Genomic DNA, 13827 nt, shown 5'->3' on the forward strand with positions numbered 1-13827 from the left:
GGGCCACGGTTCCAGATTCAACTTTCATGGGCTGCGACACCCCTTTCCAAAAAAAAGCGGACAGCCTGGGCTGTCCGCAAATATGCGCACATAGAGAGGAGCTTATCGCAGACGCGTTAGAACGTAGACTGAATTTTCAGGCCAGCGACCAAAGCGTTATCCACTTCATCCACACCGCCCGGATGAGTGATGTATTGCAGGTTCGGGCGTACGGTCAGCCAGTTGGTCACGTGGAAGCCGTAGTTGATCTCGTAGTTGTATTCGGTTTCACGAATCGGCGAGAACACCGGATTGTCGTAGTCCGAAACACCGTTGGCGACGTTGAGCAGCTCGGCGTTTTTCTTCACGTCATTGTTGACGTGAATACGTGCCGCACCGATACCGACGTCATCTTTCGGACGTGCGTCGAACGGGCCTTTGTACACAAACATCACGGACTGGTAGTTGTCGATGAAGTTGGTGTCCTTGTCGTGGAACGTGGCGTTGGCGGCAATGTTCAGACCACGGCTCTTGTCACCGTTGTGGCTGGTGAGTTGTTGCTGTGCAACGAACCAGTAACCGTGCTTGCTGCTGTGGGTGCGGTAGGCGTCACCGGTGGTTGCCGCGTCGAAACCGTTGACGTCTTCGCGAACGTCGTCGGCATCGGCCGTGCTCTTGTAGTAACCGACACGGTATTCGCCCGGCAAGCCGTTCGGGTTAGGCAACCAGACAAGCTCCACTGGCAACACGGTGCCTTTGGTGCCGCTGCCGCTCAGCTTGAAGCCGTTGCCGTGTTCCAGCTGCGACGGGTTCTGGTTGTACGCACCGATCTGCGCGTACAGCTCGTCGTTGATGTTGTACTTGACGCGAATGGCCGCCTGGCTGACCGGCCAGTTGTACCAGATGTTGGTCGCCCAGTTACCCACTTGCGAACCGCAGAACGCCAGGTTCTGGAACTCGCACGGGAAGGTGTTGAAGTCTTCGCCTTCACCGAAGTAACCGGCCTTGATGTCGAGCTTGTTGTCGAAGAACTGATGTTTGATCCACAACTGGGTCAGACGCACCATGTGCCCACGACCGTAGACTTCCTGCGAGGAACTCAGGGTGCCGGCACGCGGATCGCCAACGCGGTCGTTGGAAATGTTGTAGCCGTTACGGTTGGTGAACTGGACCTTGGCCTGGGTGTTGTCCCAGCCCCACAGTTTTTGCAGATCCAGCGCCACGCCCAGACCGAACTGGTCGGCGTAACGCGCAGTCTTGTCGTCGTTGAAACCGCCGTGAAGGTTGCCGCCTACTTCACCGACGTAGTCCATCTTGATGTCGATACCCTGCTCGATCAGCTTGGTACGTTCGCCACCCCAGTCCCCGGTCATCCACTCCGAATCGGAGCTGAACGCGTCAGCCGCGTGGACGCTACCGGCCAGCATCATTGCCGCAATCGCCGACAACTGACCGATACGCTGAGCGTTGTTGTTCTTCTTCATCCCTACATCCTCGTTTTATTGTTATTAACTGTTCTTCTTATCTAACGCGGTTTACATCTGATGCGGCGCGCGACAGGCCACGCACCGCGTGCTCCCTGCGAAAACGGGCGAGCCCGCTCCCGCTTTTGTTGATCAGCGACCCTTGAACTGGGCCACGTTGGCGCTGTGCGACTCGGTTTTCGGCAGGCCTGCAACCCCCAGGCGCTCACCGGACTTGGCGTCGAACAGCAGCACTTTCGACGGATCGAATTGCAGGGTCAGGGTTTCGCCCACCTGCGGCGCCACGTCCGGTGCCAGACGGCAGCAGACCTTGGTGTCGTTGAGGTTGACGAACACCAGGGTGTCCGGACCGGTCGGCTCGGTGACCTGCACTTCAGCCTTGATGCTCGGCAGGCCATTGCCCTCGCCGTTCGCCAGCGCAATCTGCTCCGGGCGCAGGCCGAGGATCACTTCGCGGTCTTCAAGACCGGCGTCCTGCATCGCCATCGGCAATTCGCAACGGGCCTGGCCGCTATCGAGCAGCGCCACCAGACGACCGTCCTTGCGTTGCAGACGAAGCGGGATGAAGTTCATCGGCGGCGAACCGATGAAGCTCGCGACGAACAGGTTGGCCGGGTCGTTGTAGATCTCTTTCGGTGTACCGAACTGCTGGATGATCCCGTCCTTCATCACCGCCACTTTGTCGCCCAGGGTCATCGCTTCGATCTGGTCGTGGGTCACGTATACCGTGGTGGTTTTCAGGCGCTGGTGCATCAGTTTCATTTCGGTGCGCATCTCGACACGCAGCTTGGCGTCGAGGTTGGACAGCGGTTCGTCGAACAGATAGATCTTCGGCCGACGCGCCAGGGCACGGCCCATCGCCACGCGCTGTTGCTGGCCGCCGGAGAGCTGACCCGGCTTGCGATTGAGCAGGTGCTCGATCTGCAGCAGCTTGGCCACGCGGGCGACTTCTTCGTCGATCGCCGACTGGCTCATCTTGCGGATCTTCAGACCGAACTCGATGTTCTCGCGCACGCTCATGGTCGGGTACAGCGCGTAGGACTGGAACACCATGGCGATGTCGCGATCTTTCGGGCTCATGCCGCTGACGTCCTGGTCACCGATCATGATCGCGCCGCCGGTGATGGTTTCCAGGCCGGCGATGCAGTTCATCAGGGTCGACTTGCCGCAGCCCGAAGGCCCGACGAGGATCAGGAACTCACCGTCCTTGATCGACAGTTCGATGTTCTTCAGGGTGTCCGGCAGGCCGGTACCGTAGGTCTTGTTTACATTGCGAAGTTCGAGCGTAGCCATGATTACCCCTTGACTGCGCCGGCCGTCAGCCCGCGCACGAAATACTTGCCTGCGACCACATAGACCAGCAGGGTCGGCAGCCCGGCGATCATCGCCGCCGCCATATCCACGTTGTATTCCTTGGCCCCGGTGCTGGTGTTGACCAGGTTGTTCAGCGCCACCGTGATCGGTTGCGAATCACCGCTGGAGAACACCACGCCGAACAGGAAGTCGTTCCAGATCTGGGTGAACTGCCAGATCAGGCAGACCATGATGATCGGGGTGGACATCGGCAGGATGATCTGACGGAAGATCGTGAAGAACCCCGCGCCATCGAGACGTGCCGCCTTGATCAGTGCATCCGGAATGCTCACGTAGTAGTTACGGAAGAACAGCGTGGTGAACGCCAGACCGTAGACCACATGGATGAACACAAGGCCGGTGGTGGTGCTGGCCAGGCCCATCTTGCCGAGGGTGAACGACGCCGGCAGCAGCACGGTCTGGAACGGCAGGAAGCAGCCGAACAACAGCAGACCGAAGAACAACTGCGAACCGCGGAAGCGCCAGAACGACAGCACATAACCGTTCAACGCACCGATGGCGGTGGAGATGATCACGGCCGGAACGGTGATCTTGATCGAATTCCAGAAGTAGCCGTCAACGGTGGCCCAGGCTTTCACCCAGCCGATGCCGCTGACCACGGTCGGCCAGCTAAGCAGGTTGCCGGTGGAGATGTCTTCCGGGGTCTTGAAGCTGGTCAACAGCATGACCACCAGCGGCACCAGATACAGCAGGACCGCGAGGATCAGCACCGCGTAGATCGCGATGCGACTCAGGCTGATGGCCGGTTTGGAGGCGAGACTAGTCATGACGCTTGGTCCTCAGCTCGGAGTACAGGTAAGGCACGATGATCGCGAGGATCGCACCGAGCATCAGGATTGCACTGGCCGAGCCCATGCCCATCTGCCCACGGCTGAACGTGAACGAGTACATGAACATCGCCGGCAAATCGGAGGAATAACCCGGGCCGCCGGCCGTCATGGCCGCCACCAGGTCGAAGCTCTTGATCGCGATATGCGCCAGGATCATCACCGCACTGAAGAACACCGGACGCAGGCTTGGCAGCACCACTTTCCAGTAGATGCGCGGCATGCTCGCGCCGTCGATCTGGGCGGCACGGATGATCGATTGATCGACGCCACGCAGACCGGCGAGGAACATCGCCATGATGAAGCCCGAGGCTTGCCAGACCGCCGCGATCACCAGGCAATACACCACGCGATCCGGGTCGATCAGCCAGTCGAGACGGAAGCCTTCCCAGCCCCAGTCCCGCAGCAATTTGTCCAGGCCCATGCCCGGGTTGAGCAGCCATTTCCACGCAGTACCGGTCACGATCATCGAGAGCGCCATCGGGTACAGGTAAATGGTGCGGATAAAGCCTTCGCGACGGATTTTCTGGTCGAGGAAAATCGCCAGTGTCACGCCGATTACCAGGGTGATGCCGATGAACATGCCGCCGAACACGGCCAGGTTCTTGCTCGCCACCCACCAGCGGTCGTTGTCGAACAGACGCTCGTATTGCGCCAGGCCTGCCCACTTGTAGTTCGGCAGGAAGGTCGACGTGGTGAACGACAGGACAAACGTCCAGAGGATATAGCCATAGAAGCCCACCAGAACGATGAACATGCTCGGCGCCAGCACCAGTTTCGGTAGCCAGCGCTGCAATGCGTCGAACGGCGAGGCCTTGCTGAACACAGCAACAGAACTCATGGGAAGATCCAGTAAAGAAGATGAAGGACCGCAGCAAGCTGCAGGCTTCAGGCCGATGCGCGACCTGAAGCTTGCAGCTGCTCTACGCTGACATTACTTGGCAGCCTTGATGGCAGTGCCGAGTTTCTTGGCAGCGTCGGCCGGGTCGGCTTTCGGGTCGTTGATGTAGTTGGTCACGACATCAAAGAACGCACCCTGCACTGCCAGTGTGGTCGCCATGTTGTGCGCCATGCTCGGTTGCAGGCCGCCGTTCTTGGCGTCTGCCAGGAAGTCTTTGGCAGCAGTCTGGGCGCAGGAGTCGAAACCGTACTTGCCCATGTCGGCAAGCATGTCGTTACGCACCGGGATCGAGCCCTTGTTGATGCTGAAGACTTTCTGGAAGTTTTCACCCAGCACGACTTTGGCGATGTCCTGCTGACCGGCCGCGGTACCCGCGTCCTTCTGCTTGAACACGGCCAGCGAGTCGATGTTGTAGGTGAACGCCTTGTCGGTGCCCGGGAAGGCTACGCACTCGTAGTCCTTGCCGGCGACTTTCTTGGCGGCGGTCCACTCGGACTTGGCCCAGTCACCCATGATCTGCATGCCGGCCTTGCCGTTGATGACCTTGGCCGCTTCCAGGTTCCAGTCCTGGCCTTTGCCGTCCTGGTCCATGTAGGTCGCGACTTTCTTCAGTTCGGTCAGGGCCTTGACCATTTCCGGGCCGGTCAGGGCAGCGTTGTCCAGGTCGACCAGGGCTTTCTTGTAACCATCAACGCCCATCACCGACAGCACGACCGCTTCGAACACGGTGCTGTCCTGCCATGGCTGACCGCCGTGAGCCAGCGGGATGAAGCCCGCCGCTTTCAGCTTGTCGCCGGCGGCGTAGAATTCTTCGAGGGTGGTCGGGGCTTTTTCGATACCGGCTTTCTTGAAGACTTCCGGGTTGATCCACAGCCAGTTCACGCGGTGAATGTTCACCGGTACGGCCACGTAATCACCTTCGAACTTCACGGTGTCGGAGACTTTCTTGTCGAGCAGGCTGTCCCACTTCTCGGACTTGGAAACGTCCTTCAGCACGTCAGTGTCGAGCAGACCGGTCGACGCCCATTCCTGGATGTCCGGGCCTTTGATCTGGGCAACGCCCGGAGGGTTGCCGGCTACCGCGCGGCTTTTCAGCACGGTCATGGCAGTCGCACCGCCACCGCCGGCGACAGCGCCGTCTTTCCAGGTGAAACCGTCTTTCTCGACTTGTGCCTTGAGCACATCGACGGCGGCTTTTTCGCCACCGGACGTCCACCAATGCACGACTTCCACCGAACCTTTGGATTCGGCAGCGGAAACACTCAGGGGCAGCACAGCGAGCGGGAACAGGGAGGCGACAGAAATGACAGTAGCGAGGCGAGAAATCGCATTCATCTGAGGTGTACCTTTCTTGTTGTTATGCATGCAAGTCTGGTGCTTGCGCTGCACACGAGTTTAAACAGAGCGTTTCCCCTCGCAGGTAACGAAGGGACGCGCGAATGTCACCACATGGTTACACAGGAACGCTTCGGGACAGGTGTGCCAGAGCACTGGCCATGCTCGGCGCCAGCGGCAGACGCGGAATCAGAACGGCCTGCCAGGCGTGGTACAGATCCGGTTTGCCCGCCCAGATATCGGCACTTGGGAGGTTCTGCGGATCGAGTTCGTGATGCCAGCTGCCGTCGCAGCGGTCGATGAAATGCGTTTCGCAAAATTCCCAGAACAGGCGATACCAGGTTTCGTACTGCGCATCGCCGGTGCGTTTGAGCAAGGCACTGGCGGCAGCGCTGGCCTCGGCGTGAGTCCAGTGCAGGCGATGGCGCACCACGGCTTTGTTGTCCCAGTCGAGGGTGTAAACGATGCCCGGCGCACCGTCGACATCCCAACCATGGCGGCAGTTTTGTTCGAACAGTTTTTGCGCGTCGGTGGCCAGCCAGCCAGGCGTGAGCATGCCAGCCTGGACCCGCGCGGCTTCGAGGTGCAGCAACAGCCGCGCCCACTCGAAACCGTGGCCCGGCGTAGTGCCGTAGGGACGGAAACCGTCGGCGGGATTGTCATGGTTGTATTCACGCAGCGGCTGCCAGTCGCGGTCGAAATGCTCGATCACCAGGTAATCGTTGGCGGCAGCGTGACCGTGAATCACCCGCTCGACGATGCGTTGCGCACGCACCAGCCAGCGCGGGTCTTCGGTGACATCGGCCAGCGCAAGGAAGGCTTCGGTGGCGTGCATGTTGCTGTTGGCGCCGCGATAGGCTTCTTCTTCGCGCCAGTCGCGGTTGAAGAATTCGCGCATGGCGCCCTCTTCTTCGCTCCAGAAATAGGTGTCGATGATGTCGATGGCGTCATCCAGCAACGCCTGCGCGCCGGGACGTTGCGCGACCACCGCAGAACTCGCTGCCAGGGCGACGAAAGCATGCAGATAAGCGTTCTTGCCAGTGTTGCCGTCACGGTGTTCAGCGACAGCGAACCAGCCGCCATGCAGCGCATCACGCAACGGGCCGCGCAGGGCCGCAATGCCGTGATCGACCAGCTCGGCGAATCCCGGCAGGCCCTGAATGTGGGCCATGGCGAAACTGTGGGTCATGCGCGCGGTGTTCATGGTTTCGGCTTGCGCGCCGGCCTGAAGCTGGCCGCGCTCATCGAGATTGCCGAAGCCTTCAGGCAACCGTGAAGCCTTGGCAAATGCCAGCAGGCGCAGGCCTTCGTCGGCGAGCCATTGCTGGTGGGCAGGGGCGTTCAGCCAACTGCTGAAGCCCGGATTGAAGTGATCCATGGGTGGCCTTTTTTGTTGTTATGACTGCGGGCAGTCTAAACAACGGGCCGGGAGGGGCTTGTAACGAAGGGGGCGGGTTTTGTCACCGACCGGTGACATTCAGATCAATCCACCGAGCGCGGCAATTGCAGGGTCACGCGCAATCCACCCTCACGCAGATTTTGCAAAGTCACCTCACCGCCATGACTATGGGCAATGTTGCGGGCAATCCCCAACCCCAGCCCATAGCCCTGCTGCTGCCCCGCCAACCGGAAGTGCGGCTCGAACACCTGCTCCAACCGCTGCTCCGGCACCCCCGGCCCTTCATCGTCGACATGCAGCACAAACGCGCTGTCATCGTCATCGATGTGCAAATGCGCGTTCTGCCCGTACTTCAACGCGTTGTCGATCAGGTTGCCGATGCAGCGCTTGAGCGCCAATGGCTTGCCCGGATACGCCGCCAGCGCCCGCCCCTGCTGGGTCACGCGACCATTGCCGTTGGGCGCCAGATACGGTTCCACCAGGCAGTCGAGCACATGATTCAGATCCACTGGCTCGATGTTTTCGTGGATGTCGGTGTCCTTCACGCATTGCAGCGCGCCTTTGACCAGCAGCTCCAGCTCGTCCAGATCGCGGCCGAACTTGGTTTGCAGCGTTTCGTCTTCCAGCAGTTCCACCCGCAGTCGCAGACGGGTGATCGGCGTACGCAGGTCATGGGAAATCGCGCTGAACAACTGACTGCGCTCGGTCAGGTAACGGCTGATCCGCTCGCGCATGGTGTTGAAAGCGCGGCCCACTTCCACCACTTCACTGCCACCGCCCTCGGCTACCGGCTCGACGTCGGCACCCAGCGACAAATCCCGCGCGGCCCGCGCCAGACGCTTGAGCGGCCGACTTTGCCAATGCACCAGCAATCCGATGAACAACAGCAGAAAACCGCTGGTGAAGACGATGAACCACACCTGCTGAGTCGGCAGGCCCTGTTCTTCAAGACTGGTGTAGGGCTCGGGCAACAGCGAGGCGATGTACAGCCATTCACCCGGTGCCAACTGAATCTGGGTCACCAGCACCGGCGGATTCACCGGTTCCAGGGTCAGCGCGTAATGCGCCCAGGAGCGCGGCAACTCATCGAGCTTCAACCCGGCGTTGAAGATCCGCAGGTCATCGGGACTGACGAAGGTCACCAGAATGTCGGTGTCCTGGCCCAGCGACTGGCGCAGCACTTCATCCACCGCTTTCAGCACCGCTGCCTTGCGTGGCGTCACCGGCAGCACTTCCATGCCCAGCGGTTTGTCATTGAGCGTCACCACAAAACGCGTGCCGCCCATGCTGCGCAATTGATCGAGCACCAGCGGCCGATAGGCCACCGGCAACGAGCGGAAGTAACTGACACTGGCGGTCATCGAATGGGCGAGGCTGCGGGCGCTGGTGACCAGGCCTTCGAGCTGGGTTGCGCGCAATTGGGACACCCAGATCACGCTGGACAGCGTCTGGGCGAACAACACCGCGAGCAGCGTCAGCAGCAACATCCGCCCGAGCAGCGAACGCGGCATCGGCACTTTACGCGCGGTGGTGCGCAGGAACTCAGTGACCATTGCCGGCAACCACATTGGCTGCCAGCTGGTAGCCGCTGCCACGCACGGTGCGGATCAGGCGCGGCGGCTTTTCGGTGTCGCGCAGACGCTGGCGCAAACGGCTGACGGCCATGTCGACGATGCGATCGAGCGGCATCAGGTCGCGGCCACGGGTGGCGTTGCCGATGGTGTCGCGGTCGAGGATTTGCTGGGGGTGATCGAGGAACAGTTTCAGCAGGGCGAAGTCGGCGCCGGACAGAATCACTTCCTCGCCGTCAGTGTGGAACAGCCGATGGCTGACCATGTCCAGCCGCCATTCATCGAACGCCAGCACTTCACTGCCGCCGCGTTCCTGACCGAATTGGGCGCGACGCAGCAAGGCCTTGATCCGGGCTTGCAGCTCGCGGGGGCTGAAAGGTTTGCCGAGGTAATCGTCGGCGCCGAGCTCCAGACCGATCACACGATCGGCTTCGTCGGAACTGGCAGTAAGCATGATGATCGGCACCTGGGCCTGACGCGGATGCTGGCGCACCCAGCGACACAGGCTGAAGCCGTCTTCATCGGGCAGCATCACATCGAGGATCACCAGATCGCTCGGCGCTTCGTTCAGCGCCTGGCGAAAACCGGCGCCATCCGCCGTGGCCCGTACCTGAAAACCCGCGCGGGTCAGGTAGGTTTCCAGCAACTCGCGTATCTCCTGGTCGTCATCGACCAACAAAATCGACTTGTTGACTGAGCTCACTTCGAAGGCATCCTTGTTGTTGGAATTGGGCGGATTATGCCTGATGTGTAGACCGATCGTTCCCACGCTCTGCGTGGGAATGTATCAAGGGACGCTCCGCGTCCAGTGACGCGGAGCGTCACGGGCTGCATTCCCACGCGGAGCGTGGGAACGATCTTCAGCCTTCCTGTTCGAGCGCCACTCCTGCACCGACGAGCCCCGAGTAAGGCGCCGTCACCAGCCACACCGGAATCCCCTTGAAGTAATCGCTCATGCAGCCCTTGTCGGCGAAGCTGCGGGCGAAACCGCTTTCGAGGAAGAAATCGGCGAAACGCGGAATCACGCCGCCCACGATGTACACCCCGCCACGGCCGCCAGTGGTCAGCACGTTGTTGCCGGCCACGCGACCAAGCCAGCAGCAGAACTGCTCCAGCACTTCCAGGGCGATCGAGTCGCCTGCAAGACCTGCCGCAGTGATGGCTTCCGGCGTATCGAGTTTGGGCTCATGACCATCCACCGCGCAGATCGCCCGGTAGACCCGCGGCAAGCCGCCGCCGCTCAACGCGGTTTCCGCGCTGACGTGGCCGATCTCGTTGTGGATGTGCTGCCAGAGCTGGGTTTCACGCGGGCTGCTCAGCGGCAGATCGACGTGGCCGCCCTCTCCTGGCAAAGCGGCAAACCGACCTTCACCCAGATCGAGCAAGGTGCCGACGCCCAGGCCAGTGCCCGGGCCGATCACCACTGCCGGGCGCAATGGCTCCGGCGTGCCTTCGCAGACCACGCGAAATTCACCGGGCTGCAAACGGGTCATGCCCAATGCCATGGCCGAAAAGTCGTTGACCAGCAACAACTGCTCGACCTGCAAGGTCTGGCAGAACGCCTTGCGGCTCAGGCGCCAGTGGTTGTTGGTGAACTTGAATTCATCGCCGCTAACCGGCCCCGCCACCGACAGGCACACCGAACCGATGGCGCCCGGCGCCAGACCGAGCCCGCTCAGGTAGAGGCTGATCGCCTCTTCCGGGCTGGCATGGTCGGCCGTGGCCAGCACCTGAACCGATTCGAGCTGCTGATCTTTCCACAACGCAAACCGCGCGTTAGTGCCTCCGATGTCACCGACCAAAGCCAGTTTCAATTAAGCGTCTCCAGGGCAGAAGTGAAGGCGCTGGCGCCCTGCTCCGCCGAGCTGAAGGCCAAACGCATGAAGCCAAACAGTTCGCGACCGCTGCCAATGTTGTTGCCCAACAGGCCTTTGGCAGGTTCGCGCGCTGCGAATTCGGCGGCGTCCACCTTGAGTTCCAAGGTGCCTTTGACGCCATCGACGCGGATGATATCGCCCTCTTGCACGCGCGCCAAAGCGCCGCCGACATAAGCTTCAGGGCTGACGTGAATCGCCGCCGGGATTTTCCCGGATGCGCCGGACATCCGCCCGTCCGTCACCAGCGCCACCTTGAAGCCGCGATCCTGCAGCACGCCGAGGAACGGCGTCATCTTGTGCAACTCAGGCATGCCGTTGGAACGCGGTCCCTGGAAGCGCATCACCGCGACAAAATCCTTCTCCAGCAGACCGGCCTTGAAAGCGTCGGCCAGATCCTGCTGATCCTGGAACACCATGGCCGGTGCTTCGACGATCTGGTTTTCCAGCGCCACGGCGGACACCTTCATCACGCCGCGACCGAGGTTGCCTTCCATCACGCGCAAGCCGCCCTCTGCCGAGAACGCACGGGCCACCGGGCGCAGGATGTTTTCGTCGAGGCTGTCGGTCGGGCCTTCGCGCCACACCAGTTTGCCGTTATCGAGGAACGGCTCCTTGGTGTACTGGCTCAGGCCGTGGCCGAGCACAGTGTTGACGTCTTCGTGCAGCAGGCCGGCTTCGAGCAGTTCGCGGATCAGGAACGACATGCCGCCCGCTGCCTGGAAGTGGTTGATGTCTGCCTTGCCGTTCGGATAGACGTGGCTCAGGGTCGGCACGACTTCGGAGAGGTCGGCCATGTCCTGCCAGGTCAGTTGAATGCCCGCCGCCATGGCGATGGCCGGCATGTGCAGAGTGTGGTTGGTCGAGCCGCCGGTGGCGTGCAGCGCGACGATCGAGTTGACCAGCGCCTTCTCGTCGACGATTTCGCCGATCGGCATGAAGTTGCCGTTCTGTTTGGTCAGGCGGGTGACCTGATGCGCGGCTTCGCGGGTCAGGGCGTCACGCAGCGGCGTGTTCGGGTTGACGAACGACGCGCCCGGCAAGTGCAGGCCCATGACTTCCATCAGCAACTGGTTGGTGTTGGCGGTGCCGTAGAAGGTGCAGGTGCCCGGGCTGTGGTAGGACTTCATCTCCGATTCCAGCAGCTCTTCGCGGGTCGCCTTGCCTTCGGCGTACTTCTGCCGCACGTCGGCTTTTTCCTTGTTGGAAATCCCCGAGACCATCGGCCCGCCCGGGACGAAAATCGTCGGCAGGTGACCGAAACGCAGGGAGCCCATCATCAGGCCCGGCACGATCTTGTCGCAGATGCCGAGCATCAGCGCGCCGTCGAACATGTTGTGGGACAGCGCCACCGCCGTCGACATCGCGATCACTTCGCGGCTCGGCAGGCTCAGTTCCATGCCCGGCTCGCCCTGGGTCACGCCGTCGCACATCGCAGGCGTGCCGCCGGCGAACTGGCCGACCGAGCCGATTTCGCGCAGGGCGTTCTTGATCTGTTCCGGGAAAACTTCGTACGGCTGGTGCGCCGAGAGCATGTCGTTATATGACGAAACAATCGCGATGTTCGCCGAGTTCATCATCCGCAGGCTGTGCTTGTCTTCGCTGCCACACCCGGCCACGCCGTGGGCGAAGTTGGCGCATTGCAGCTTGCCGCGCATCGGCCCGTCAGTTGCAGCGCCGCGAATCAGCGCAAGGTAAGCCTGACGCGTGGCGCGGCTGCGGGCGATAAGCCGTTCGGTGACCTCAAGAACGCGGGGATGCATGTGTAGAACTCCAGGCTAACGGATGTGGCGACCTGATTGTCTATGCTGATCAAAAGCCCGTTCGCGTGGGATGACGAACGGTTTTCTTGATCATTCGGACCAGTTGATTCAGGTCACTCGTTGTAGATAAAACAAAATATTGCCACTAAAAAGGCTTGTTTTCTATTTTTATGCGAATAATCTTGTAATTCCAACAACAAAACGACGGCGGCGCTGTTCAATGACTCTTCGAATCGCAATCAATGGTTTTGGCCGCATCGGCCGTAATGTCCTGCGCGCACTGTATACCCAAGGCTATCGTCAGGATTTGCAGATCGTCGCCATCAACGATCTGGGCGACAGCGCGATCAATGCGCATCTGCTCAAGTACGACACCGTTCATGGCACATTCGACGCCGAAGTGGCTCATGACAACGAGAGCCTGACCGTCAACGGCGACCGCATTTCGGTCAGCGCCATCCGCAACCCGGCCGACCTGCCATGGGCCGCGGAAAAGATTGATGTGGTATTCGAATGCACCGGTCTGTTCACCGACCGGGCCAAAGCCGCCGCGCATATTACCGCCGGCGCACGCAAAGTGATTATCTCGGCCCCGGCCAAAGGCGCCGATGCCACCGTCGTTTACGGTGTGAACCACGACATTCTGCGTCAGTCGCACCAGATCATTTCCAACGCGTCGTGCACCACCAACTGCCTGGCCCCGGTGGCCCAGGTGCTGCACCGCGAGCTGGGCATCGAAAGCGGTCTGATGACCACCATCCACGCCTACACCAACGACCAGAACCTGACCGACGTCTACCACACCGACCCGTACCGCGCCCGCTCCGCCACCCAGAACATGATCCCGAGCAAGACCGGCGCCGCCGAAGCCGTGGGCCTGGTGTTGCCGGAACTGGCGGGCAAGCTGACCGGCATGGCCGTGCGTGTGCCGGTGATCAACGTGTCGCTGGTTGACCTGACCGTGCAGCTGAAGCGCGAAGCCTCGGCCGATGAAGTCAATGCACTGATGAAAGCGGCGAGCCAGCATTCGAAGATCCTCGGCTACAACACCCTGCCGCTGGTCTCGAGCGACTTCAACCACAACCCGCTGTCGTCGATCTTCGACGCCAACCACACCAAAGCCAGCGGCAAACTGCTGAAAGTCTTGGCTTGGTATGACAACGAGTGGGGCTTCTCCAACCGCATGCTCGATAACTGCCTGGCGCTGTGCAACGCGGAATAAAACCGCTGCCGCCATTTTGTGAGCAGGCAAAAGCTTTACCAACCTTTGACAAATCAACACTTGACCACTCGGGCGGATGATAAGCATTATCATTCGCT

Annotated in this window: 11 protein-coding genes; 1 reads left to right on the top strand and 10 read right to left on the bottom strand. The window is 60.9% G+C overall.

The genetic code is table 11. The features are described 5' to 3' along the window. Positions 1–116: 116 nt before the first annotated feature. The 10 genes from AC0R79_RS23725 to edd all read right to left on the bottom strand — a co-directional run bounded on the left by AC0R79_RS23725 (position 117) and on the right by edd (position 12507). Complete coding sequence (locus tag AC0R79_RS23725) at positions 117–1463, bottom strand: carbohydrate porin (protein WP_007951162.1); 1347 nt, start codon at positions 1461–1463, stop codon at positions 117–119. Positions 1464–1595: 132 nt separating this feature from the next. Next, positions 1596–2756 (bottom strand): ABC transporter ATP-binding protein, encoded by a 1161-nt coding sequence (locus AC0R79_RS23730; RefSeq protein WP_085689333.1) that lies wholly within the window; start codon positions 2754–2756, stop codon positions 1596–1598. A 2-nt stretch (positions 2757–2758) separates the two neighbouring features. Continuing rightward, a complete protein-coding gene (locus AC0R79_RS23735) occupies positions 2759–3604 on the bottom strand; it encodes a carbohydrate ABC transporter permease (protein WP_007951164.1) in 846 nt (281 codons plus the stop codon). Then, complete coding sequence (locus AC0R79_RS23740) at positions 3597–4505, bottom strand: carbohydrate ABC transporter permease (RefSeq protein WP_007951166.1); 909 nt, start codon at positions 4503–4505, stop codon at positions 3597–3599. The genes AC0R79_RS23735 and AC0R79_RS23740 overlap by 8 nt, the downstream gene beginning before the upstream one ends. Positions 4506–4598: 93 nt before the next feature. After that, positions 4599–5900: an ABC transporter substrate-binding protein gene (locus AC0R79_RS23745; RefSeq protein WP_007951167.1), complete on the bottom strand. Its 1302-nt coding sequence runs from the start codon at positions 5898–5900 to the stop codon at positions 4599–4601. A 118-nt stretch (positions 5901–6018) separates the two neighbouring features. Further along, a complete protein-coding gene (locus AC0R79_RS23750) occupies positions 6019–7278 on the bottom strand; it encodes a D-mannose isomerase (RefSeq protein ID WP_474731833.1) in 1260 nt (419 codons plus the stop codon). Positions 7279–7382: 104 nt separating this feature from the next. After that, positions 7383–8810 carry an ATP-binding protein gene (locus tag AC0R79_RS23755; protein ID WP_202949240.1) on the bottom strand — a complete coding sequence of 476 codons (1428 nt, stop codon included), beginning with the start codon at positions 8808–8810 and terminating at the stop codon, positions 7383–7385. Positions 8811–8841: 31 nt separating this feature from the next. Next, positions 8842–9573 (bottom strand): response regulator, encoded by a 732-nt coding sequence (locus tag AC0R79_RS23760; RefSeq protein ID WP_007951171.1) that lies wholly within the window; start codon positions 9571–9573, stop codon positions 8842–8844. A gap of 157 nt (positions 9574–9730) precedes the next feature. Next, positions 9731–10684 (bottom strand): glucokinase, encoded by a 954-nt coding sequence (locus AC0R79_RS23765; protein WP_474731834.1) that lies wholly within the window; start codon positions 10682–10684, stop codon positions 9731–9733. Beyond that, positions 10681–12507, bottom strand: a complete 1827-nt coding sequence (gene edd, locus AC0R79_RS23770) for a phosphogluconate dehydratase (protein ID WP_085606582.1) — start codon at positions 12505–12507, stop codon at positions 10681–10683. Before edd ends, AC0R79_RS23765 begins: the two co-directional genes overlap by 4 nt. A gap of 220 nt (positions 12508–12727) precedes the next feature. Here edd and gap point away from each other — a divergent pair, with 220 nt between their 5' ends. Next, positions 12728–13729, top strand: a complete 1002-nt coding sequence (gene gap, locus AC0R79_RS23775; RefSeq protein ID WP_085689348.1) for a type I glyceraldehyde-3-phosphate dehydrogenase — start codon at positions 12728–12730, stop codon at positions 13727–13729. The last annotated feature ends 98 nt before the right edge of the window (positions 13730–13827 follow it).

The sequence above is a fragment of the Pseudomonas sp. HD57-3 genome, from assembly GCF_056113135.1.